Source organism: Stenotrophomonas sp. K-6 (genome assembly GCF_056861555.1).
Genome location: NZ_JBSPUC010000001.1, coordinates 977,032 through 1,000,731, shown reverse-complemented (window position 1 = coordinate 1,000,731; position 23,700 = coordinate 977,032). Strand labels below are relative to the sequence as shown.

At 65.5% G+C, this 23,700-nt stretch carries 18 protein-coding genes and 1 riboswitch; of the genes, 12 read left to right on the top strand and 6 right to left on the bottom strand.

Features of this window, described 5'->3' with window-relative positions; all coding sequences use genetic code 11:
• Window positions 1–68: 68 nt before the first annotated feature.
• Window positions 69–189, bottom strand: a riboswitch (SAM riboswitch).
• 150 nt (window positions 190–339) lie between these two features.
• From AC13F7_RS04435 to AC13F7_RS04420, 4 genes are all read left to right on the top strand, one after another.
• Window positions 340–1,209, top strand: coding sequence for a M23 family metallopeptidase (locus AC13F7_RS04435; RefSeq protein ID WP_482999494.1), 870 nt, complete (start codon window positions 340–342; stop codon window positions 1,207–1,209).
• A 72-nt stretch (window positions 1,210–1,281) separates the two neighbouring features.
• A complete protein-coding gene (locus AC13F7_RS04430; RefSeq protein ID WP_482999362.1) occupies window positions 1,282–2,886 on the top strand; it encodes a peptide chain release factor 3 in 1,605 nt (534 codons plus the stop codon).
• A gap of 118 nt (window positions 2,887–3,004) precedes the next feature.
• The gene (trhA, locus tag AC13F7_RS04425) at window positions 3,005–3,640 is read left to right on the top strand and encodes a PAQR family membrane homeostasis protein TrhA (RefSeq protein WP_088432947.1); all 636 of its coding nucleotides are present in this window, start codon (window positions 3,005–3,007) and stop codon (window positions 3,638–3,640) included.
• A 431-nt stretch (window positions 3,641–4,071) separates the two neighbouring features.
• A complete protein-coding gene (locus AC13F7_RS04420; protein WP_482999361.1) occupies window positions 4,072–6,054 on the top strand; it encodes an AsmA family protein in 1,983 nt (660 codons plus the stop codon).
• Between the two features lie 63 nt (window positions 6,055–6,117).
• Here AC13F7_RS04420 and AC13F7_RS04415 read toward each other — a convergent pair whose 3' ends face one another.
• Genes AC13F7_RS04415 through mtgA form a run of 3 tightly spaced genes read right to left on the bottom strand, consistent with a single transcriptional unit; the run spans window position 6,118 to window position 8,317 of the window.
• Complete coding sequence (locus tag AC13F7_RS04415; protein ID WP_123730455.1) at window positions 6,118–6,549, bottom strand: CBS domain-containing protein; 432 nt, start codon at window positions 6,547–6,549, stop codon at window positions 6,118–6,120.
• Window positions 6,509–7,528, bottom strand: coding sequence for a glycosyltransferase family 2 protein (locus AC13F7_RS04410; RefSeq protein WP_481469689.1), 1,020 nt, complete (start codon window positions 7,526–7,528; stop codon window positions 6,509–6,511). Before AC13F7_RS04410 ends, AC13F7_RS04415 begins: the two co-directional genes overlap by 41 nt.
• Before the next feature lie 39 nt (window positions 7,529–7,567).
• Entirely contained in the window at window positions 7,568–8,317 is a 750-nt protein-coding gene (gene mtgA / locus AC13F7_RS04405) for a monofunctional biosynthetic peptidoglycan transglycosylase (RefSeq protein ID WP_482999360.1), read from the bottom strand.
• A gap of 79 nt (window positions 8,318–8,396) precedes the next feature.
• On the opposite strand from mtgA, the gene hslO reads away from it, so the two are divergent.
• The 3 genes from hslO (at window position 8,397) to AC13F7_RS04390 (ending at window position 13,624) form a co-directional block, all read left to right on the top strand.
• Entirely contained in the window at window positions 8,397–9,293 is an 897-nt protein-coding gene (gene hslO, locus AC13F7_RS04400; protein WP_346473074.1) for an Hsp33 family molecular chaperone HslO, read from the top strand.
• Window positions 9,294–9,445: 152 nt separating this feature from the next.
• The gene (locus AC13F7_RS04395) at window positions 9,446–10,270 is read left to right on the top strand and encodes an XOO1806 family protein (RefSeq protein ID WP_346473085.1); all 825 of its coding nucleotides are present in this window, start codon (window positions 9,446–9,448) and stop codon (window positions 10,268–10,270) included.
• Between the two features lie 531 nt (window positions 10,271–10,801).
• Window positions 10,802–13,624: a TonB-dependent receptor gene (locus AC13F7_RS04390; protein WP_482999359.1), complete on the top strand. Its 2,823-nt coding sequence runs from the start codon at window positions 10,802–10,804 to the stop codon at window positions 13,622–13,624.
• 147 nt (window positions 13,625–13,771) lie between these two features.
• Here the strand turns inward: AC13F7_RS04390 and AC13F7_RS04385 are convergent, their stop codons facing one another.
• Window positions 13,772–14,374: a TetR/AcrR family transcriptional regulator gene (locus tag AC13F7_RS04385; protein WP_123730448.1), complete on the bottom strand. Its 603-nt coding sequence runs from the start codon at window positions 14,372–14,374 to the stop codon at window positions 13,772–13,774.
• Between the two features lie 139 nt (window positions 14,375–14,513).
• On the opposite strand from AC13F7_RS04385, the gene AC13F7_RS04380 reads away from it, so the two are divergent.
• From AC13F7_RS04380 to AC13F7_RS04370, 3 genes are all read left to right on the top strand, one after another.
• The gene (locus tag AC13F7_RS04380) at window positions 14,514–15,434 is read left to right on the top strand and encodes an alpha/beta fold hydrolase (protein ID WP_481469697.1); all 921 of its coding nucleotides are present in this window, start codon (window positions 14,514–14,516) and stop codon (window positions 15,432–15,434) included.
• Window positions 15,431–17,908 carry an acyl-CoA dehydrogenase gene (locus AC13F7_RS04375; protein WP_346473070.1) on the top strand — a complete coding sequence of 826 codons (2,478 nt, stop codon included), beginning with the start codon at window positions 15,431–15,433 and terminating at the stop codon, window positions 17,906–17,908. The genes AC13F7_RS04380 and AC13F7_RS04375 overlap by 4 nt, the downstream gene beginning before the upstream one ends.
• 63 nt (window positions 17,909–17,971) lie before the next feature.
• Window positions 17,972–18,442 carry a hotdog fold domain-containing protein gene (locus AC13F7_RS04370; protein WP_482999358.1) on the top strand — a complete coding sequence of 157 codons (471 nt, stop codon included), beginning with the start codon at window positions 17,972–17,974 and terminating at the stop codon, window positions 18,440–18,442.
• 87 nt (window positions 18,443–18,529) lie between these two features.
• Here AC13F7_RS04370 and AC13F7_RS04365 read toward each other — a convergent pair whose 3' ends face one another.
• Window positions 18,530–18,886 carry a DUF1304 domain-containing protein gene (locus tag AC13F7_RS04365; protein WP_481469702.1) on the bottom strand — a complete coding sequence of 119 codons (357 nt, stop codon included), beginning with the start codon at window positions 18,884–18,886 and terminating at the stop codon, window positions 18,530–18,532.
• Between the two features lie 31 nt (window positions 18,887–18,917).
• Window positions 18,918–20,255, bottom strand: coding sequence for an NTP/NDP exchange transporter (locus AC13F7_RS04360; RefSeq protein ID WP_482999357.1), 1,338 nt, complete (start codon window positions 20,253–20,255; stop codon window positions 18,918–18,920).
• Between the two features lie 200 nt (window positions 20,256–20,455).
• Here AC13F7_RS04360 and AC13F7_RS04355 point away from each other — a divergent pair, with 200 nt between their 5' ends.
• Complete coding sequence (locus tag AC13F7_RS04355) at window positions 20,456–22,048, top strand: GMC family oxidoreductase (protein ID WP_482999356.1); 1,593 nt, start codon at window positions 20,456–20,458, stop codon at window positions 22,046–22,048.
• A 166-nt stretch (window positions 22,049–22,214) separates the two neighbouring features.
• A complete protein-coding gene (locus AC13F7_RS04350) occupies window positions 22,215–23,609 on the top strand; it encodes a serine hydrolase domain-containing protein (RefSeq protein ID WP_353086014.1) in 1,395 nt (464 codons plus the stop codon).
• Window positions 23,610–23,700: the final 91 nt, after the last annotated feature.

The window sequence follows — 23,700 nt, the reverse complement described above, 5'->3', positions numbered from 1 at the left end:
AAAGTAGGAAAACGGCCATCGAGCTTTCGCGGAGCTCGCGTTCGAAGCGCACGCACGGTGCACGGTTCGAACCATCTTTCGGAAGACACCAACGGTCTCCGCAGGATTTGGCACCTACGCAGGTCGCTTTCGCGTCTGCGGGCTGCCCCGGCTTCAAAGGGCCTGTCCCTCTGCCGGTCTCGATGGTGGAGCCACGATGCCAGTGCTTTCGGCCCATGTCAATCCCTTCATCGGCATGAAGCGATATATATTCCAGATGATCATCAGTCGCGCATACTCCAGCGTCCTCCCTGCCCGGCCGACGCCTTGCGCTGCCTACGTTTCACTACCCTGACGCTGATGATGATGACGGTACCGAACGCCTGGGCCGGCCCTGGGGTGAACTGGCGGACGGGATGGCACCTCGACCGGCCAGCACCCGCTTCGTCACCCCGCGACGGCCTTGCCACGGATGTACCGGCCTTGGCCGTGCTGACCCTGGAAGCGGCTGGCGAGCGCTGGCAGGCGCGCGTGGACAACCGCGTGGCCGGCCCGATCCAGGTCGCACTGCAGCCGGCCGCAGGCACCCCGGCCCTCCCGGGCTTGCCCATGCAGACGGTGATCGCCGGATCTGCCAGCGTGGTAATGACCCGCCTTCAGCCGCCCACCGGTTCAACCGCGATCCGGCTGGATCTGACCGCCGTGCCGGGCGACCCCGCCGCGCGGCCCCAGGATGTGGCCTACCAGCTACCGTTCGATGCCGCCCGCATCCAGGTTGGCCAGGCGCCGCAGGGCCATTTCAGCCACAGCGACCCGGAAAACCGCGAGGCCATCGACTTCGCCCTGCCTGAGGGCACCCCCGTGCTCGCGGCGCGGGCAGGCACCGTCATGCAGGTCCTGGACGGTTATCGGGGCAATGGGCTGGACCGGGGCCATGATCTGGGCCGGGCCAACCTGGTGCGGGTGCTGCATGAGGACGGCAGCATGGCGGTGTACGCCCACCTCCAGCACAACGGCGTGCTGGTGCGCCCCGGCGAGCAGGTGCAGGCCGCGCAGCGCATCGGGCTGTCGGGCAATACCGGCTACAGCGCGGCTCCGCATCTGCACTTCGCGGTGCAGGTCAATGCGGGCATGCGGCTGCGCTCGATTCCGGTACGCATCGTGACCCCGCAAGGCGAGCTGCGCTTCGCCCGGCCCCTCGACGAGGCCGGCCCATCCGCCCTGCCCTGACCCCGGCCGCCCGCCCCGCTATACTGAGCGGCTTATCTCCATGAAAAGCGCCCCGGGCGGGCGCGTCACGCCATGTCCGAAGTCGCTACCGAAGCTGCGCGCCGCCGCACCTTCGCCATCATTTCCCATCCTGACGCCGGCAAGACCACGCTGACCGAAAAACTGCTGCTGTTCGGCGGTGCGATCCAGATGGCCGGTTCGGTCAAGGGCCGCAAGGCCGCGCGCCATGCCACCTCCGACTGGATGGCGCTGGAAAAGGAGCGCGGGATCTCGGTCACCTCCTCGGTGATGCAGTTCCCGTACGAAGGCAAGATCGTCAATCTGCTCGACACCCCCGGCCACGCCGACTTCGGCGAGGACACCTACCGCGTGCTCACCGCGGTGGACTCGGCACTGATGGTGATCGACGTGGCAAAGGGCGTGGAAGAGCGCACCATCAAACTGATGGAAGTCTGCCGCCTGCGCGACACCCCGATCATGACCTTCATCAACAAGCTCGATCGCGAGGGCAAGGAGCCCATCGATCTGCTGGATGAAGTGGAAAGCGTGCTGGGGATCCAGTGCGCGCCGGTCACCTGGCCGATCGGCATGGGCCAGCGCCTGAAGGGCGTGGTGCATCTGATCAGCGGTGAGGTGCACTTGTACGAGCAGGGCCGCAACTTCACCCGCCAGGACTCGACGATCTTCCCGTCGATCGATTCGCCGGGGCTGGCCGAGAAGATCGGCGAGCGCATGCTGGCCGACCTGCGTGACGAGCTGGAACTGGTGCAGGGCGCCAGCCATCCGTTCGACGTGGAGGCCTATCGGGCGGGCAAGCAGACGCCGGTGTTCTTCGGCTCGGGCGTGAACAACTTCGGCGTGCAGCCGCTGCTGGATTTCTTCGTCGAGCATGCCCCGTCCCCGCAGCCGCGCGCCACCACCGGCCGCGTCATCGCACCGCAGGAAAACAAGCTGACCGGTTTCGTGTTCAAGATCCAGGCCAACATGGACCCGCAGCACCGTGACCGCGTGGCGTTCATGCGGGTGTGCTCAGGCCGTTTCGTGGCCGGCATGAAGACCTTCCATGTCCGTACCGGCAAGGAAATGAAGCTGGCCAATGCGCTGACCTTCATGGCCAGCGACCGCGAGATCGCCGCCGAGGCGTGGCCGGGCGATGTGATCGGCATCCACAACCACGGCACGATCTCCATCGGTGACACGTTCACCGAAGGCGAAGCCGTCAGCTTCACCGGCATCCCGAATTTCGCGCCGGAACTGTTCCGCCGCGCGCGCCTGCGCGATCCGCTCAAGCTCAAGCAGCTGCAGAAGGGCCTGGCGCAGTTGTCCGAAGAGGGCGCGACGCAGTTCTTCCGCCCGTTGATGAGCAACGACCTGATCCTTGGCGCGGTGGGCGTGCTGCAGTTCGATGTGGCGGCGTACCGTCTGAAGGACGAGTACGGGGTGGAAGCCACGTTCGAGCCGGTCAGTGTGACCACGGCGCGCTGGGTCACCTGCAGCAACGAAAAGAAGCTGGAGGAGTTCCGCGAGAAGAACGCCGGCAACCTGAGCATCGATGCCGCCGGCCAGCTCGTGTATCTGGCACCGACGCGGGTCAACCTGCAGCTGGCGCAGGAGCGCGCGCCGGATGTGCGCTTCGCTGCCACGCGCGAGGCAGCGCACAGCGTCTCGGTCAGCTGATCGGTCAGCTGATCGCTCAGCCGATCTGTCGGCTGAACAGGCGCGCGTGCATGCGCGGGCCATCGCGGCGATGATAGGGGGGAGCGGGCTCCCCCTCCCCGCACATCCGATCATCGCCATGACCTCTGTCGTTTCCGTTCGAGAAGAAATCGCCAGCGCCTTGACCCACGGGCTTGGCGCCGTTGCCGCACTGGCTGGCAGTGCGGTACTGATCACCCTGGCTGCCATCTATGGCGACGGCTGGCAGCTGGCCAGCGCGATCGTGTTCGGGGTGGCGTTGCTGCTGTTGTATACGGCCTCCACGCTGTATCACGCGATCCAGCATCCGGTCGCGAAGGGCCGGCTGAAGGTATTCGATCACTGCGCGATCTATCTGTTGATCGCCGGGACGTATACGCCGTTCACGCTGATCGGGCTGCGCGGCGGCCCGTGGGGCTGGGGCATGTTCACGGCGATCTGGGCGCTGGCGCTGTTCGGCGTGGTGTTCAAGCTGTTCTATACGGGCCGCTTCAAGCTGTTGTCGACGATCATCTATATCGCGATGGGCTGGATGGTGATGGTGGCGATCAAGCCGATGTGGCATTCGCTGGATGCGTGGACCCTGGGCTGGCTGTTGGCCGGCGGTGTGTTCTATACGTTGGGGACGGTGTTCTATCACCGGGAGTCGGTGCCGTATTCGCATGCGATCTGGCATCTGTTCGTGATCGGCGGGAGTGTGTGCCACTTCGTTGCGGTGACGGCGCAGATTCTCTGATTGCTGTTTTTCTGCCAGGCAAGTGCGACGGCACCCGGACCAGCGAGAGCACTAGCACTAGCACTAGCACTAGCCCTAGCAACAGCAACAGCAAGAGCGAGACCAAGAGCGACTCGGGCGTCAGGAATGCGCCAGGCGGGGTCGGCACGGGTGGGTTGGCGGGACACGCCGTGAACCCATCCCTGGGGGCTCATGTCGCGCCATCCATGGCGCTCATGGTCCCGCCAACCCACCCGCACCGCCCCGCTCACCGTTGGCTGGTGGCCTGAGAAGGTCAAAACCCTGGTTGGACCGGTGCCAAGCATGGCCGCCGTACTGGGCCTGGCGTGGTCGTCGCCAGCGGCGACGCTGAGTATCGGCACGCCTCACCCTGACAGTACCCTTACCAATGCTTCGCGCTGCCTGCACGATGCAAGGGCAACCATGGGGAGGTGAATACTGTGCCCTCCCCTGTTCCTTCCGATGCTCCGTCTCGTTCCCGCTGGCGCTGGCGTCGTCCTGGCAAGCGGGGGCAGCGGTGGTTGGCGATCCTGGTGTTTCTGTTTGCTGCACTGCTGATTCTGATCGCGTTGTGGGATTGGAACTGGTTCAAGGGCCCGGTGGAACGCGCGGTTCAGGCCAAGACCGGGCGTGAGTTCCATATCCATGGGGATCTGGATGTCGATCTGGGCCGGGTCACGACGGTGCGCGGTGATGGGCTGACCTTTGCCAATGCAACCTGGGCCAGGCAGCCGCAGATGGCGACGGCCGATCGGGCGGAGATCGATCTGCGGGTGTGGCCGTTGCTGCGTGGGCAAGTACGCATTCCGGAAATCCGCTTGGTCCGCCCGGATGTGCTGCTGGAGACGGCGCCGGAGAAGGATCAACCGGGCAATTGGGATTTCCTGGGGCCCAGCGACGGCGATCCGCCGGTGCTGCAACGGTTGCTGGTCGATGATGGGCGGCTGCAGTTCCGCGATGCGGCGGGGAAGACGGATGTGCTGGTATCGCTCGACAGTGGCAAGCCACGCGACAAAGACAGTGGTCCGCCGCTGCTGGTCAAGGGCAAGGGCCGCTGGCAGGGCAATCCGTTCTCGCTGGAGGGCAATACCGAGTCGCCGTTGGAGCTGACCAATACCGGTCATCCGTTCCGGATCCATCTGGACGGGCGGGCCGGCAGCACGCACGCGATCGCCAGTGGCACGTTGACCAATCCGTTCCAGCTGCGCGTGTTCGATCTGGAATTGATGTTGAGTGGGCAGGACATGGAGGATCTATACCCGCTGATCGGGGTCGCCATGCCCTCCACGCCGCCGTACAGGCTCAAGGGGCGGCTCAAGCGCGACAATGCTGTCTGGCGCTATGAGAATTTCACCGGTACCGCCGGTGACAGCGACCTGGGTGGTACCGCGCAGATCGATGTAAGCGGTGAACGGCCGTTCCTGAAGGCGGACTTGGTGTCCAAACGGTTGGACTTCGATGATCTGGCCGGGTTCATCGGTGCGCCGCCAAAGACCGGTGCCGGGGAGTCGGCCAATGCCGAACAGAAGGCCAAGGCCGCTGCATTGGCGGCCAGTGCCAAGGTGCTGCCGGAGACGCCGTACGATCTGTCCAAGCTGCGGGCGATGGATGCCGATGTGCGCTGGAAGGCGCAGCGGATCAATTCGCCGACCTTGCCGCTGGATGACATGGATGCCCACCTCAAGCTCAATGATGGCCTTCTGCGGTTGGAGCCGCTGAACTTCGGTGTGGCCGGTGGCGATATCCGCAGCACGATCCGGATGGACGCGCGTAAACAAGCGATCTCCACGCAGCTCCAGGCCACCATCCGCAAGGTGCAGCTGGGCAAGCTGTTCCCGGATGCGAAGCTGGCAGAGCAGGCCTCGGGCGGCATCAGCGGTGATATCAACCTGACCGGCCAGGGCAATTCGGTGGCAGCGATGCTGGGCAGTTCAGACGGCGCGGTAGCCCTGGGCATCGGCCGCGGCCATGTCGGCAATCTGATCATGGAACTGGCCGGACTGGATGTGGCCGAGTCGGTAAAGTTCCTGTTCACTGGCGACAAGCAGATTCCGCTGCGCTGTGCGTGGGGCGATTTCGCGGTGGACAACGGCGTGATGCAGTCGCGTTCGCTCGCCTTCGATACCACCGACACTCTGATCCTCGGCGAAGGCAAGGTGGATCTGAAGCAGGAACAACTGGACCTGCTGCTGCGGCCACGTCCTAAGGACATGAGCATCCTGGCGCTCCGCTCGCCGCTGCGCATTGGCGGCACCTTCAAGGATCCTTCGTTCCGCCCGGACTTCAAGGCGCTGGGCATCCGCGGAGCGATCGCGCTGGCATTGGGCAGCATCGCCCCGCCGGCTGCCCTGCTGGCGACGATCGAGACCGGCCCGGGCGAAGACAGCAACTGCGGTGGCCGTTACGCCAAGTAAGTAACCCCGGTCATGGCCGGATGCCGGCCGGTGGCCGACAGTCCGGGCACCATCGACCACCGCTCAACCGGCGACGATGTACTGCTGCAGCTGATCGAGTTTCTGCGCCTGTTCGTCGATCACCGATTTCACCAGATCGCCGATCGAGATGACGCCGAGCACGCCCGTGCCGTCGACCACCGGCAGATGCCGGATGCGGTAATCGGTGACCAGTTGCAGGCAGTGTTCCACCTGCTCGCCGGGCGCCACCGTCACTACCTTGGGGGTCATGATCTCGCGCACTTCGGTGGTGCGTGACGAGCGCTCATGCAGGACGATCTTGCGCGCGTAATCGCGCTCGGAGAGGATGCCGACCAGTTGCCGGCCTTCCATCACCAAGACCGCACCGATGCCTTTTTCGGCCATCAGCCGGATGGCGTCGATCACCGCCGACGTCGGCGCTACGGCGAATACCTCAGGGGACTTGCCTTCCAACAGCTGTCGTACCGTGGTCATCTCGCTGCTCTCCACCGGTGGGATGCACGGCCGAGTCTGCCACGAACGGCGCCTGCCAGGTGTCAACCAGATACAGCGGGCGCTGTTTGGATTCCTCATAGAGGCGGCCGAGGTATTCACCGATCAGCCCCAGTGCGATCAGCTGTATGCCGCCCAGGAACAGAATCACCGCCATCATGGTCGGCCAGCCCGCGACGCGGTCGCCGTACAGGGCGGCCTTGAGGACGACCACCAGCGCGAACAGGAACGCGAAGCTCGCTGCAGCCAAGCCCAGGTAGGTAGTCGCACGCAGCGGGGCGGTCGAAAATCCGGTGATGCCTTCCAGCGCGAAATTCCACAGCCGCCAGACGCTGAACTTGCTCTCGCCCACCAGCCGCGCGTGGCGATGATAGGGCAGCGCCTTGCGGCGGAAGCCCACCCAGCCGAACAGCCCTTTCATGAACCGGTGACGTTCACGCAGCTGGCCGAGAGCCTGCAGCGCACGCGGGGAAAGCAGGCGGAAATCCCCGGTATCGGCGGGAATCGGCGTGTTGGACAACCGACCTATCACCCGATAGAACGCCTTCGCGGTGGACCGTTTGAACCAGCTCTCGCCATCGCGTTTCAGGCGCGTGCCATACACGTTGTCATAGCCCTGCTGCCAGAGCGCGACAAACTCCGGAATCAGCTCCGGCGGGTCCTGCCCATCGGCGTCGAGAATCATCACCGCGCCGTTGTCGACAAAATCCAGCCCCGCGGTCAGCGCCGCCTCCTTGCCGAAGTTGCGCGACAGCCGCAGCACGCCGACACGGGCGTCCGCGTCCGCCAACGCCTGCATCACGTCCCAGGTCGTGTCGGCACTGCCATCGTCCACGTACAGCACCCGCGCATCGAGACCGTCCAGGCTGTCGAGCACCGTGCGCAGACGTGAATGCAGCATCGGCAGGGCCAAGGCTTCATTGTGGGCAGCAACCACGACGGTCAGGCGTTGGGCGTTCATGCCGCGATTGTAGCGTCAGCCAATCACGTGCATGAATGCTCAGTCCTGATCGAGGTATGCGCCCCCGCCCAGCTGGCGCGCCTGCCGCTGGATCCACGCCGCACGGCGCTGGACATAGGGCCCCGGCTTGGCGGCGTTGTAGCGGCGCGGCGATGGCAGCACCGCGGCCAACCGGGCGCTTTCGGCCGGGCTCAGCCGCGAGGCGTCCTTGTTCCAGTACTGCCGTGACGCCGCCTGTGCGCCATAGATGCCGTCCCCGAACTCGGCGATGTTGGCGTACATCTCCAGGATCCGCGACTTGGGCCATAGCGCTTCGATCAGCACCGTGTACCAGACTTCCAGCCCTTTCCGGATCCAACTGCGGCCCTGCCACAGGAACAGGTTCTTGGCGACCTGCTGGCTGATCGTGCTGGCTCCGCGCAGGCGGCCACCGCGCGCGTTGTGATCGCGCGCCTTTTCAATCGCCTGCAGGTCGAAGCCATTGTGCTCCGGGAAGCGCTGATCCTCGGCGGCCACCAGCGAAATGGGCAGGCTCGGTGCCATCTGGTCCAGGTCACGCCACTGGTAATGCAGACGATAGCCCCAGTCGCCCTGCCCCAGGGCCTCGCCGTAGCGCCACACCATCACGCTGGACACGGGCGGGTCGATGAAGCGCAGGGCCAGTACCTGCAGCACGCTGATGCCGACGAACAGCACCGGCAGCCACATCAGGCGTTTCCAGCACCAGCGGCGCGGCGGTGACGGTTCCAGGTCCGGCTCGACCTTGAGGTTGCTGCGCTCTGCCCCCATTACTGGTGCATCCTTTACTTGCACGGTTGTCGGCGCATTATCCGGCAACCGGCACTCCTTTCGCGCAGCCACCGAACCGATGACCGCCCAGACCGACACCCTTGCCCGTTTCCTGCTCCCCGATGCCGGCGTCCGCGGCGTGCACGTGCACCTCGATGCGACCTGGCAGGAGATCCTGTCCCACGCCGCCTACCCGCCGGGGGCAGCCGAACTGCTCGGCGAAGCGAGCGTTGCCTCGGCGCTGTTCACCGGCCACACCAAGGTCGATGGCCGTCTGTCCATCCAGCTGCGCAGCAACACCGCGCTGCGCACCCTGTTCGCCGAGTGCACGGCAGCCGGCACCCTGCGCGGCATCGTCCAGCTGGCTGATGGCGGTGGCGATGCCCCGCGCGATCTGACCGCGCTGGGTGACGATGCGCTGCTGGCGATCACCATCGAGAACCCCGGCCTGGACCCGCGCGAACCACAGCGTTACCAGAGCCTGGTCGGGCTGAGTGCCGCTGGCCTGGACGAGGCCTTCGAAGACTACTTCCGCCAGTCCGAGCAGCTGCCGACCCGACTGCTGCTGGCCGCCGATGGCACCCGCGCTGCAGGCCTGTTGCTGCAGAAGCTGCCGGGCGATGAAGGCGACCAGGATGGCTGGTCGCGTGCCAGCGCGTTGTTCGAGACCCTGGGCAAGCAGGAACTGCTGGACGTGCCCGGTCATGACCTGCTGCATCGCCTGTTCCATGAGGAGCACCCGGAACTGCTGGGCGACAAGGCGCTGCGCTTTGCATGCTCGTGTTCGCGCGAGCGCGTCCAGGGCATGCTGCAGTCGCTGGGCGAAGACGAAGCGCGGGCGGCCGCCGAGCCGACCGGCGCGGTCGAGGTGCGCTGCGAATTCTGCGGGCAGGAGTATCACTTTCCGTTGACGGAATTCGACATACTGTTCCGCGAGATGGATGTATCCTCGCCGGCACCTGAACGGCTTCAGTAATTTTGGTACGAGTTTTGTTCTGGGGAGAACCAAGACTTGTTAAGAAATCATAAACGCCCTAGGATCAATGTCCCGCTTCTGCGGGAACTTGTCATCACCGCGCTTGTCTGAGAGTTCCCATGCATCCCCTTCTGCGTCTACCGCTGGCCCTGATGATCGCCCTTGGCGCGGTCTCGGGCGCGCATGCGCAGGCCAAGGGCAAGCAGGACGGCACGGTGCTGCCGGTCTGGAACAAGGGCAGCGGCAAGGTCGAAGCGCTGCTGTATCTGGAGCCGACCGGTGAACAGGCCGTCGGTGCCCGCTGGCACTTCGGGCGCAGTTCACTGGATGCGGCCTTCGGGCTGTCCTCCGGTGATTCGCTCGGCCTGCTGTGCAACAGCAGCCGCGGCACCAGCATCAGCGGGTTGGCCAGTCATTGCATGCTGGCCACCCTGGGCGATGAAGAAGACAACACGCTCAGCCGTCGGGTCAGCGGCACGGCCGCCTTCAACCGTCCCGGTGGGCGCGTGGGCATCACCGCCGGCAGCGGCCGTGACACCCTGCCAGCCTGGCTGGCCGGCCCGAACAAATCGCCGTCGCTGCGTGCCGAGCAGAACGATCTGACCGTCTTCGGGCAGAAGAACATCGGCCGAGAAGGCTTCGTATCGATCGGCGGCACCTATGCCAAGGCGCGTCTGGTCCCGATCGCGGACGCCTCGCCGGCCATCGTCGATCGCTGGGACAGCAAGAGCCTCACCATCGGTGCCGGCTACGGCAATTTCAGCGGCAACATCATCGGCCGCGTGGTCGACGTACCGGGGCAGCCCGGCAAGTGGGAAGGCCTGGGCGTCGGCTTGACCTGGCGCACGCCCTGGAGCGGTCAGCTCACCGTAGGCGCCGAGAACGTCGTGACCCGCGGCAAGAATCCGTTCGCTCCGCGCAATGAGAGCACCGACGAGGGCACGGTGCCCTACGTCCGTTACGAGCAGGATCTGTAAGCCCGCGCTCACTGGCCGGCACAAGCCTGCACTGGCGAACGGCCGATCCCTCCCCGTACTTGAATTGATTCACTCAGCCTCGTCTGCGGCGGTGTTGCCGTGCGCGTGTTCGCCGTGCACCCGCTCGATTACCGCCACCTGCTTAACGACTCCTAACATAAGGCGTGCCGAAACGCCCGCTGACGGGACAATCGCGACGCTTCAGAAATCCACGCCTCGGTCGCTCGCCGAGCCCCATGGCTGCCCATTCAGGCTGAACTGATACAAATCGACAAAAAAAATATGCCAAAAGTCACCGCATCTCAGGCACCCGCGATAGGCCAGGAGAGCGGACGACACTCGTAATGCCCTGTGGTACAAGGACTTTGCCGAATTTCACCCAAATCACATGAAGTATTAACGGGTCTTTAATTTCTCCGAATACGTGGTTACTATCGAGTCAGCTTCGCGAGTTGGAGACGCCTTTCGTCTCCGCGCAGAGGCCTATCCCAGAACCCGTAGTACCCAAGTCCATTTGGAGAGAGAGAGCCAATGAAGTACAGGACAAATAAGCTGCGTGACGCTATCGCGTTCGCACTGGTGGTGACCGCTGGCAGCACCGGTGCTGCCTATGCTCAGGAAACCCAGACCCTCGACAAGATCGAAGTCACGGGTTCGCGCATCAAGCGCGCCGACGTGGAATCGTCGCAGCCGGTCTTCACGATGAGCCGCGAGCAGATTCAGGCCCAGGGCCAGACCTCGATCGGCGACATCATCCAGAACATCGCCACCAGCGGTTCGACCCTGAACAGCACCTACAACAACGGCGGCAACGGCGAAACCCGCGTGAACCTGCGCAACCTGGGTTCAGGCCGCACGCTGGTGCTGGTCAATGGTCGTCGTTGGGTCGGTGGTACCGGCCTGGGCGGCGCAGTCGATCTGAACACCATCCCGTCCGCTGCTGTTGAGCGCGTGGAGGTCCTGAAGGACGGCGCCTCGACCATCTACGGTTCGGACGCCATCGCCGGCGTGGTCAACATCATCCTGCGCAAGAACTTCGACGGTGCAGAAGCCAACGCCTACTACGGTCAGTACGACAAGGGCGACGGTTCGCGTGAAGCCTACGACTTCACCATCGGCTCGGCCGGTGACAAGTGGCACGCTACCCTGGGCGTCGGCTACGTGAAGGAAGAGCCGGTGTGGGCGGGCGACCGGGCCATCTCGGCGGTGCCGGTGTTCGGCGCCGTGCCGTACACCGGCAACAGCTCCACCACCCCGGACGGCCGCTTCGCCTTCACCGGCCCGGTGACCTCCAACGGCACCACCAGCCCGGGCGCGACCCGTCCGAACGGGTCCGCCGGCTACTTCATCACCGGCAACGGTGGCAGCACCTGGCGCAACTACACCCAGGCCGACAGCTTCAACCACGCGCCGGGCAACCTGCTGATCACCCCGCAGGAACGCACCTCGATCTTCGCCGACGCCGGCCTGGACATCACCGACAACGTCCGCTTCAAGACCACGGTAACGTACAACGAGCGTGAGTCCGAGCAGATCCTGGCCGCCATGCCGATCGTGCTGGGTGCCGCCGCTCCGGGCACCAACGGCTCCAACATCGTCATCAGCGCCAACAATATCTACAACAACACCGGCCGCGATATCAATTACATCCAGTACCGTGCAAACGAGACTGGCGGCCGTATCTACAAGCAGAACGTCAAGACCTACGCCTTCAATGGCGCCTTCGAAGGCGACTTCGAAGTGAACAGCCGCTTCTGGAACTGGGAAGCGGGTATGTTCTACGGCAAGAACGACCAGACCGACGTCACCACCGGCTTCTTCAACATCTCCGCACTGCGCAATGCCCTTGGGCCGTCGTTCATCGACGCCACCGGTGCAGCACGCTGCGGCACCGCGGGCAACGTGGTCGACGGCTGCGTGCCGATGAACATGCTGAGCGGTGCCGGTTCGCTGACCCAGGACATGATCGACTATGCCGGCTTCACCGCGCATGACGTCTACGGTTACGAGCAGAAGACCTATTACGGCAGCATCGGCGGCGAGCTGTTCGACCTGCCGGGCGGCGCCTTCGCCTTCTCTCTGGGTGCAGAACACCGCGAAGAATCCGGCTTCGACGGCCCGGATGCGCTGATCAACTCCGGTGACACCACCGGCAATGCCCGTACCGCGACCGATGGCAGCTACAAGCTGGATGAAGCGTACCTGGAACTGGCCATCCCGCTGCTGTCCGGTGTCACCGGCGCGCAGCTGCTGGACTTCAGCGTGGCGACCCGCTTCTCTGACTACAGCAACTTCGGCAACACGGTGAATAGCAAGTTCGGTTTCCGCTGGAAGCCGATCAACGACCTGATGATCCGCGGTAACTGGTCCGAAGGCTTCCGTGCCCCGACCATCGCCGAGCTGTACCAGGGCGTGAGCGACACCTTCGAAGACGTCGCCGATCCCTGCGCGGGCACCCAGACGGGCAATCCGAACACCCCGCCCGCCAGCTGCGCCGGCGTGCCAGCTTACAACCAGTCCAACTCGCAGATCCGTACCACTACCGGTGGCAACCCGAATCTGGGCGCGGAAACCTCCACCTCCAAGACCCTGGGCTTCGTCTACAGCCCGAGCTTCGCACCGGGCCTGGACGTGTCGGTTGACTGGTGGAACATCAAGATCGAAGGTGCCATCTACGCCCAGACTGCACAGCAGACTCTGGACGCGTGCTACGACCAGGGCGTGACCTCGCAGTGCGACCTGATCGAGCGTGACAGCACCGGGCAGATCTCGAACCTTCTGGCCGTGCCGAGCAACGTCGGTACGATGGAAGTAGAAGGCTGGGACGTGACCTTGGGCTACCGTATGCCGGATACCGCGTACGGCAGCTTCAGCTTCGTCCTGGATACCGCCTACACCTCCAAGTACACCATCGAAGATCCGGTGACCGAAGGCTACAACCGCGTCGGCAACTACCTGAGCCGCGACAACTACTGGCGTGTGCGTTCCAACCTGCTGGTTGCCTGGCAGCTGGGCGACTTCGGTGCGACTGCATCGGCACGTTACTACTCGCGTCAGAATGAAGACTGCACCGGCACCGCCTTCGGCGGCGCCAACTTCGCTCTGCTGTGCTCGGATGCGGACCATGTCGGCATCGGTGGCCAGGACGATCCGCAGCGCAAGATCTCCAGCGTCACCTACACCGACCTGAGCGCCTACTGGCAGTCGCCGTGGAATGCCCGGATCACGGTGGGTGTCAACAACGCTTTCGATCGCGATCCGCCGCTGTCGTACACCACGTTCGCCAACTCGTTCGATCCGCAGTATGAAATCCCGGGTCGCTTCTTCTACATGCGCTACAACCAGAAGTTCTGATCTGGCTGTAACCCTGTAGTGTTGGACGACAACGGCCCCGCAAGGGGCCGTTGTTGTTTGTGTAGCAGGCGGGCGGGTTCGCGCGCGATGCAACAAAAAAACGGCCCTTGCGGCCCTTTTCTCGTCTGCATGCAGATCGGCGCCGACTCACCCGATCGGGATCAACGTCTCGATCACATGCTCCACGTAAGCCTCGAAATCCTCGCGCGCCTGCTTGGGCTGCTGCAGTTGCAGGGACAGCTGCAGGAAGCCGACATAGGCGGCATACGCCAGACGCGCACGATGCTGCGCGTCGGTACGGCTCAGGCCGGCCTGCCGGAACGAGGCGACCAGATACTCCAGCCGGCGATGCGAAACGCGGTCGATGACCGGGCGCACCATCGGGTGATCGAGCGCCTTGAGCAGCTCGCTGTAGATGATGTGCGGCTGCACTTCATGCGCCACCACCTGGAACAGCTGGCGCAGACGCACACGCGGATCGGTGACGTCGGCCAGGCTGCCGAACACCTGCTCCTGCTCGAACAGTTCCCAGCGCTCCAGTGCGGCCTGCAGCAATGCATCGCGCGAGGGAAAGTGCCAGTAGAAGCTGCCTTTGGTAACACCGAGTCGACGCGCCAGCGGCTCCACCGCGACCGCGCCCACGCCTTGTTCGGCAATCAGATCCAGTGCGGCCTGGGCCCAGTCTTCGGCACTGAGGCGGCTGTTGCGGCCGGCACGTGGCTCGCCGGCGGAAGCTTCGGGTTCATTCATAGGTGGATTTAACCATACGCCGGGGTTGGTTGCAGTATGTGTATCGGGACAGCACCGCTTCGCGCCTGCTGGCACAAGGGATGCACCCACCATACTCCGAAGTATTGACATCGCACAGGGCAAGTCCATACTAGCGAGTATGGTCACTCCCTCTTCTACCCTGCCCCGCGTTGACGATGAGCGACTGACCGGCGCGCATGACGCCGTGCTGGCCGCCACCCGCTCGGGCCCGGGGCGCCGCGGCACCGTCCTGTTCGCCCACGGCTTTGGCCAGACCCGGCATGCCTGGAACGCCACCGCGAGCGCGCTGGTCGACGCCGGTTACCAGACCCTGGCCTACGACGCGCGCGGCCACGGCGATTCCGACTGGAACCCAGCCGACCTTGCCTACCACGGCGAACAGTTTGCCGATGATCTGATCGTGCTGGCCGGTGAACAGCCGCAGCCGCCGATCCTGATCGCCGCCTCGATGGGCGGTCTGTTCGGCCTGCTCGCCGAGTCGCGCTGGCCGGGGCTGTTTTCGGCGATGGTGCTGGTGGACATCACCCCACGCTGGGATACCGCCGGTGTTGAAAAGATCCTGATGTTCATGACCGCGCACCCGGAGGGCTTCGCGTCGCTGTCCCAGGCCGCCGACGTGATCTCCTCCTACCTGCCGCACCGCCCGCGCAAGTCTGAGGATTCCCTGCGTGCGTTGTTGCGCGAGGACGGCCACGGCCGCTGGCGCTGGCATTGGGACCCGCGCCTGGTCGCCGAACTGGCGCGCGACAGTGAACAGCACCAGGATGCGCTCGCCGACGCGGCGCGCCAGGTGCAATGTCCGGTGCTGCTGGTCAGCGGTGGGCGCAGCACCCTGGTCACCCCGCAGACGGTGGCCGAATTCCTCGCGTTGGTGCCCCATGCACGCCACGTGCAGTTGCCGGAGGCCACGCACATGGTCGCCGGCGACGACAACAACGCCTTTACCGCTACTGTGTTGGACTATCTGGACGTGTTGCCCTCGGCCTCCGCCGTGGCACAGTCCGCCACTACCGAGCACGTCACCGGAGCACGCTCATGAGCATTGTCGTTCCCTTCCTCGCGATCCTCCTGGCAGGTGCGTTCGTCGCCTACCACCGGATGCGCCTGATCACCTGGACGATCATCAGCCTGGTGCTGCTGGCCGCCTGCTGGTTCATCCCGTACGTCAACCAGACCGCCACGATTGTGGCCGCGGCCATCGTCGCTGTGATCGCCGTGCCGCTGCTGCTGCCCTTCATCCGCAAGCCGCTGCTGACCGCGCCGATGATGAAGGTGTTCCGCAAGGTGCTGCCGCCGCTGTCGCAGACCGAGCGCATCGCGCTGGAAACCGGCTCGGTCGGTTTCGAAGGCGAGCTGTTCACCGGTGACCCGGACTGGAACATCCTGCTCAACTATCCCAAGCCGCAGCTCACCGCCGAAGAACAGGCCTTCCTCGATGGCCCGGTGGAAGAGCTGTGCAAGATGGTCAACGACTGGGAAATCACCCACGTTTACGCCGACCTGCCGCCGGAGCTGTGGAGCTTCATCAAGAAGAACAAGTTCTTCGGCATGATCATTCCGAAGGAATACGGCGGCCTGGGCTTCAGCGCGCTGGCCCACCACAAGGTGATCCAGAAGCTGGCTTCGGTATCGAGCGTGGTCAGCTCCACCGTCGGCGTGCCCAACTCGCTGGGCCCGGGTGAACTGCTCAACCATTACGGCACCCAGGAACAGAAGGACCAGTACCTGCCGCGTCTGGCCGATGGCCGTGAAGTGCCCTGCTTCGGCCTGACCGGTCCGTTCGCCGGTTCGGATGCCACCTCGATTCCCGATTACGGCATCGTCTGCAAGGGCGAGTGGAACGGCGAGCAGGTGCTCGGCGTCAAGCTCACCTTCGACAAGCGCTACATCACGCTGGCCCCGGTGGCCACGCTGATCGGCCTGGCCTTCCGCATGTACGATCCGGACGGCCTGATCGGCAGCACCCGTGACATCGGCATCACCCTGGCGCTGCTGCCGCGTGATACCGCCGGTGTGGAAATCGGCCGTCGCCACTTCCCGCTCAACTCGACCTTCCAGAACGGCCCGATCCGCGGCAAGGATGTCTTCATCCCGCTGACCCAGCTGATTGGCGGCGCCGAGAAGGCTGGCAAGGGCTGGAACATGCTCAACGAGTGCCTGGCCGTGGGCCGCTCGATCACCCTGCCCTCCACCGCAAGTGGCGGTGCCAAGGCCGGTGCCGTAGTGACCGGTGCGTATGCACGCATCCGCAAGCAGTTCGGCCTGTCGGTCGGCCGCTTCGAGGGCGTGGAAGAAGCGCTGGCCCGCATCGGTGGCAAGGCGTATGCGATCAGCGCGCTGTGCCAGGCCACGGCGGCGGCGGTGGACCGCGGCGACGTGCCGTCGGTGCCGTCGGCCATCGCCAAGTACCACTGCACCACCATGAGCCGTGAAGTGATCTCCGACGTGATGGATGTGATCGGCGGCAAGGGCATCATCCTGGGGCCGCGCAACTTCGCCGGCCGCAGCTGGCAGGCCGCGCCAATCGCGATCACGGTCGAGGGCGCCAACATCATGACCCGCAGCCTGCTGATCTTCGGCCAGGGCGCTATTCTCTGCCACCCGTGGGTACTGAAGGAAATGAAGGCCGCACAGGACCCGGACACCCGTGCCGGCCTGCAGGAATTCGACCGCAGCCTGTTCGGCCACATCCGCTACGGCATCTCCAACGCCGTGCGTTCGTTCTGGTTCGGCCTGACCGGTGCGCGCTTCGGCGCGGCCCCGGGCGATGCCTACACCCGCCGCTACTTCCGCAAGCTGGACCGTTACTCGGCCAACCTGGCGCTGATGGCCGACATCTCGATGATGACGCTGGGCGGCAAGCTGAAGTTCAAGGAATCGCTGTCCGGCCGCCTGGGCGATGTGCTGAGCCACATCTACATGACCAGCGCCATGCTCAAGCGCTACCACGACGAAGGCGCACCGACTGCCGACCAGCCGCTGCTGGCCTGGGCCTTCCATGACAGCGTGCACAAGATCGAAGAGTCGCTGTCGGCTGCCCTGCGCAACTTCCCGGTGCGTCCGATCGGCTGGCTGATGTGGGCGCTGATCTTTCCGTTCGGCCGCCGTGCCGAAGCCCCGGGCGACCGCCTGGGCCACCGCGTGGCCGCGCTGCTGATGGCGCCCAACGAAGCCCGCGACCGTCTGGCCAGTGGCGTGTTCCTGACCCCCTGCGAGAACAACCCGGGTGGCCGCATCAACAGCTACCTGTCCAAGGCGATCATGGCCGAGCCGGTGGAGCGCAAGTTCATCAAGGCGCTCAAGACCAAGGGCATCGAAGCGCTGGACTTCGTGACCCAGCTGGACGAAGCCGTGGCCGAAGGCGTGATCACCCAGGACGAACGCACCCTGCTCGAAGAACTGCGCACGCTCACGCTGGAAACGATCACCGTGGACGACTTCGATCCGGAAGAGCTGCGCTCGGCGGGCTACTACAAGCTCCAGCAGAAGGACGCGCAGTCGCAGGCTGCGTGATCCCAACCACCCTGTAAACGACAACGGCGGACTTCGGTCCGCCGTTTTTTTGGGAGATTCCCGATGTCCGCTCCACTGCTCACCCTGTATCGCCGCATGCAGCGCTGGCCCGCCGGCAACTGGCTGTTCTCGCGCGCGGTGTGTTTCAAGGCGCCCTATTTCGCGAGCATCGCCCCGCGCATCACCCTGCTTGAACCGGGCCGCTGCGAAGGCCGCATCGCGCACCGGCGCAAGGTCACCAACCACATCGGCACGGTGCACGCGATCGCACTGTGCAACCTGGCCGAGCTCACCGCCGGGCTGATGGTGGATGCCTCGCTGCCCAAGGGCATGCGCTGGATCCCGAAGGGCATGGAGGTGCAGTACCTGGCCAAGGCGACGGGCACCCAGCATGCGGTCGCCACACCCGAGCAGCCGATCGTGGCGGTCGAGGCAGGCTACGCGCTGCCGGTGAAGGTGCAGGTGCGCGATGACGCCGGCACGGCCGTGTTCGAGGCGCGGATCGCGATGTGGGTGTCACCGGTCAACCGTTGATCGCTGGTGCGCAGCCACCCATGGGGTGGCGCAACCTCCGATCCGGCTGTCGCAGGGTGGCGCCACGCCATGCGTGGCTGGCGCCTGTCAGGCCGGCACCATCCACCATGCCGCCACGGCCAGGATCGCCGGCACCGCCTGGATGAAGAAGATCCGCTTGTTGACGCTGTACGCGCCATAGCAGCCGGCCACGATCACGCAGCCCAGCATGAAGTTCACCAGCATCGGCAGGTGATCGAACAGGCCCCAGAACAGGCCCGCGGCGAGGAAGCCGTTGTACAGCCCCTGATTGGCCGCCAGCACCCGCGTGGCCTGCGCCTTTTCCGGCGTATTGCGGAAGGTCTTCAATCCCAGCGGCTTGGTCCACAGGAACATTTCCAGGATCAGGAAGTACACGTGCAGCAGGGCGACCAGCAAGGTCAGTGACAGCGCGATCCAATACATGGGCTGGCTTCCAGAACGTAATGCAGAGAGCTTACTCCGGGCGCTCGCCCGGCAGCTTCTTTTCTTCGCGCAGCAGGCCAAGGGCGGCGACGGTCATGGCACCGGCCACGACCATGCCACCGAGGAACACGATGTGCGAGCCGAACAGGGACAGCCCCTTGTGCAGCCAGGCGAAGCTCAGGTCCGCACCGCGGTAGACCACGGTGTCGATCGCCGCGCCGGCCTTGTAGCGCCATTGGCGGTCCACACGGGTGTAGATCGTCTCGCGCGCCGGCTTGGCCAGGGAGAATTCGCTGGCGCGGGTCATCACCTGAACCATCGCCACCATCAGCGGCAGCGGCGAGGCGGCCAGCACCGAGAAGCCGATGATGATCGCCACGCCCGGAATCAACAGCGCCGGAGCGATCCCGTAACGCGACAGCAGCCAGCGCGTCGCGCCGAGCTGGATGATCAGGGTCAGCGCGTTCACGGCCAGATCCACGCGCGAGAAGAATGCCGTGCTGGCGGCAGGGTCGGTGTACAGGCGTCGTACGATCGAGGCCTGCTCGTTGTAGAGCATGGTGCCTACGCCCACGCCGAACAGCACCATCAGCGCCAGCCAGCGCAGCATCGGCTCACGCACGATCAGCTTCAGGCCATCGAACACGCTGCCGCCCATCGGCGTCTCGCCGGAGACGAGTTCCCGCTCCTGTTCGCGTGCCACCGCCCACAGGCGCAGCCGCCAGATGCAACCCAGGCAGATGAGCAGGAAACCAGCCGAGACCAGCATCAGATTGGCGATGCCGACCCGCTGCACCAGTGCCGAAGTGATGATCGGGCCGAGGAATGCGCCGATCGTGCCGGCTGCGCCGAGGTAGCCGTAATACGCGCGCGCCTCCACGTTGGAGAACACGTCGGCCATGAAACTCCAGAACACGGCCACCGCGAACAGGTTGAAAACGGTGATCCAGAAGAAGAACGCCATGCCGCGCCCGGGCACGCCGGTCTCGAACATCACGTAGAACCCGAGCAGGGTGACGATGAAGAACCCGTACACCACCGGCAGGAATACCCGGCGCGGATAGCGGCTCACCAGCGCGCCGTACAGCGGCTGCAGCACCAGCATGATGAAGAACACGCAGGTGAACAGGAACTGCAGCACGAAGTCCTGCAGGGCGATCCCATGGCCGGCGAACCACTCGATCAACGGCAGCGGGAACACCGTCTGCAGATCGGAGGAGGCCGCCATCGCTTCGCGCACCGGGCGCAGCACGTAGTAGCCGCTCAGCAGGCAGAAGAAATACAGCGAGGCCCAGATCAGCGGTGGCGAACGCCGCCACGCACTCAGCATGCCACCGGCTGCCGTGCCGGTCCCGGTCGCCGCGGTCATTGCCCGCTCTGCGCGGACAAGGGGCGTTGCAACGGCAGCATGTGGGGAACTCCGGGCGTCGAAGCGCGCAAGGTAAACGATGCACCGCAACATCGCCAGCCTCCGGCACGCCCATCGGCGCAACGCTGCGTGGCCCAACGCGCGGCCCCTGCCCGCCCCAACCTGACTTATGCTCGGTGCGCACCCCGTCAAGGAGCGGCATGTACGACTACATCGTGATCGGTGCCGGCTCTGCCGGCTGCGTGCTGGCCAACCGGCTCAGCGAAGACCCGGCCTGCCGGGTGCTGCTGCTGGAAGCCGGTCCGCGCGACACCAACCCCTTCATCCACATGCCGGCGGGCTTGGCGCGGCTGGTCAACAACCGCCGCATCAACTGGAATCTGGAAACTGCGCCCGAGCCTGCGCTGGACGGCCGTCGCCTGTGGTGGCCGCGCGGCAAGGTGCTGGGGGGCTCGAGCTCGATCAATGCGATGTGCTACGTGCGCGGCGTGCCCGCCGACTACGACGGCTGGGAAGCGGGCGGCGCCACGGGCTGGGGCTGGAACCAGGTGCTGCCGTGGTTCCTACACAGCGAGCGCAACAGCCGCGGTGCCAGCGCACTGCACGGCGATGCGGGTCTGCTGTCGGTGTCCGACCTGCGCCACCACAATCCCCTCTCGGCCGCGTTCATCGCCGCCGCCCAGCAGGCCGGCCATCTCCACAATGCGGACTTCAACGGTGACCGGCAGCTAGGCGTAGGCCTGTACCAGGTCACCCAGCGCGACGGCGCCCGGTGCTCGAGCGCGGACGCCTACCTGCGTCCTGCACGTCACCGGCGCAACCTGACCGTGCTCACCGGCGCGCAGGCAACCGCGCTGAGCTGGCAGGGCACCACGGCGACCGGCGTTCACTATCGACGCGGCCGCCACCACCTCCATGCATGCGCGGCGGTCGAGGTGATCCTCAGCGCCGGCGCCATCCATTCCCCACATCTGCTGATGCTCTCCGGTATCGGCGAGGCCGACACGCTGCGCTGCCACGGCATCACCCCGCGCGTGGATCTGCCCGGCGTCGGCCGCAACCTGCAGGACCACCTGGACATCTGCACCGTCGTGCACACCACACCGGGGGTCAGCTACGACCGCAGCAACGAGCTGCGCATCGCCGTGGACTACTTCCTGCGCGGTCGCCGCGGTGCCGGCACCAGCAACCTGGCCGAGGCCGGTGGCTTCGCCCGTTCGTCGCTTGCCACCGATGCCCGCGCCGACATCCAGTTCCATTTCGTCCCGGCGATGCTGGACAACCACGGCCGCCACCGCCTGCCGGGCGATGGCTACACGCTGCATGCCTGCCCGCTGCACCCGCGCAGCCGCGGCCAGCTGCGCCTGCGTGATGCCGATGCGCGCTCACCGCCGCGCATCCACGCCAACTACCTGGGAGACGCCGAGGGTCACGATCTGAAGATGATGCTCGAATGCGCCCGGCTGTCTCGCGAGATCCTGCAACAGCCGGCATTTGACCGCTGGCGTGGTGCGCCGGTCTTTCCCGCCCGCACCGATCTGGACGACACCGCACTGGAGGCCTTCATCCGAGCCAAGGCCGAGACCATCTACCACCCGGTGGGCACCTGCGCGATGGGGCAGCACGCCGGCGCCGTGGTGGATCCGGGTACCCTGCGCGTGCACGGCACGCAGCGGCTGCGGGTGGTGGACGCGTCGGTCATGCCGCGGCTGGTCAGTGGGAACACCAACGCCCCGACCATCATGATCGCCGAGCGTGCCGCGCAGTGGATCCGGACCGCCGCGACTGCCTGAACAGGGGTGCGCGGGGCCGTCCTCACTGTCCGCCTCCCCAGCTGTGTCGGGAGCAGCAAAACCCGCATGTTTTCAACGCGATACGCATTCATCTTCGATTCGTTTGTGCAATCACGAAAAGCGGCGCTAGAATCGGTCACAGCAGTCGCGCACGGGCACCCATACGATGAACCAGAACAACAGGCGCCGACCGATCCGTTCGGCGGCAACCGGGTTGTTGGGCATGTTGATGCCCATCGCCATGTCTTCCACCGCGCAGACCCCTGCCGCCACGCCCGACGCGTTCCCGGTCAACATCGAGGAATCGGCGCCGAGCGCCGCCCCGCACACCCAGCCTGCCGCGTATCGCACCACGCCGGCCGGCCTGAAGGTGCAGCCGCCCGCGCAGGGCTTCAACGTGGCTTCGATCGAGTCGATGGCCCAGCAGCTTACCTACGGCGAGCGCGTGCCCGGCATGGCCGTTGCGATCGTCCAGGGGGGCCGTGTGCTCAGCGCGCGCGGTTACGGCGTCACCGACGTCAACAACCCGCAGCAGGTCGATGCCCACACCGTGTTCCGCCTGGCTTCGCTGTCCAAGGCCTTCGCCGGCACCATGGCCGGCCTGCTGGTCAACGATGGCACGCTGCGCTGGGACAGCAAGGTCACCGACTATGTACCCGGCTTCCAGCTGAGCACGCCCGAAGCAACCGAGCGCCTGACCGTGGCTGACCTGCTCAGCCACCGCGTTGGCCTGCCCTACAACGCCTACGACCGCGACGTCGAAGCCAACGCGGAGTACTACACGCTCACCCACAAGCTGGCCGCCACCTCGCTCAAGTGCCTGCCCGGCGATTGCTATGCCTACCAGAACGTGGCCTTCAGCCTGATCGGTGATGTGGTCTACGCCGCCTCCGGCAGCTTCTACGAACAATCCGTCGAGCGCCGCCTGTTCAAGCCGCTGGGCATGGACGACGCCAGCCTCGGCCTGGCCGGCATCCAGGCCAGCTCGCGCTGGGCGCGCCCGCACGTGCGCAGCCGCAATGGCTGGGTCGCGCTCACGCCCAAGCCCACCTACTACCGCCTTGCTCCCGCTGCCGGCGTCAACGCCAGTGCCAGCGACATGGCGCAGTGGCTGCTGGCCCACACCGGTCACCGCCCCGACGTGCTTCCCGCACCGCTACTGGCCACGCTGCACGCCAGCCTGATCAGCACCCCGGGTGAGATGCGTTCGGGCTGGCGCCGCGAACGCCTGAACTCGGCCGGCTACGCGCTCGGCTGGCGCACCTTCGATTACGCCGGCCATGAAGTGATCTTCCACGCCGGCGCCGTCCAAGGTTACCGCGGTCTGGTCGCGCTGGTGCCCGAACGCGACCTCGGCATCGCCATCATGTGGAACGGCGAAAGCAGCCTGCCCAGCGGCCTGCTGCCCACCGTGCTGGACCAGGCCATGGGCCTGCCGACGCAGCGCTGGCTGGACGTGGACACCGACTTCGGCAGCGACAGCCTGATGGCCGAAGACGCCGCCCCACAGGGCAAGCGCAAGGGCGTCTCGTCCAACCGCGCGGTCGCCTCACCGCGCTGATCGCGCTCACACGCGATATGCAAAAGGCGGCCGGATGGCCGCCTTTTTTGTGGTTTTCTGGCGACGCCCATAAAAAAACTCCTTCCCCGCT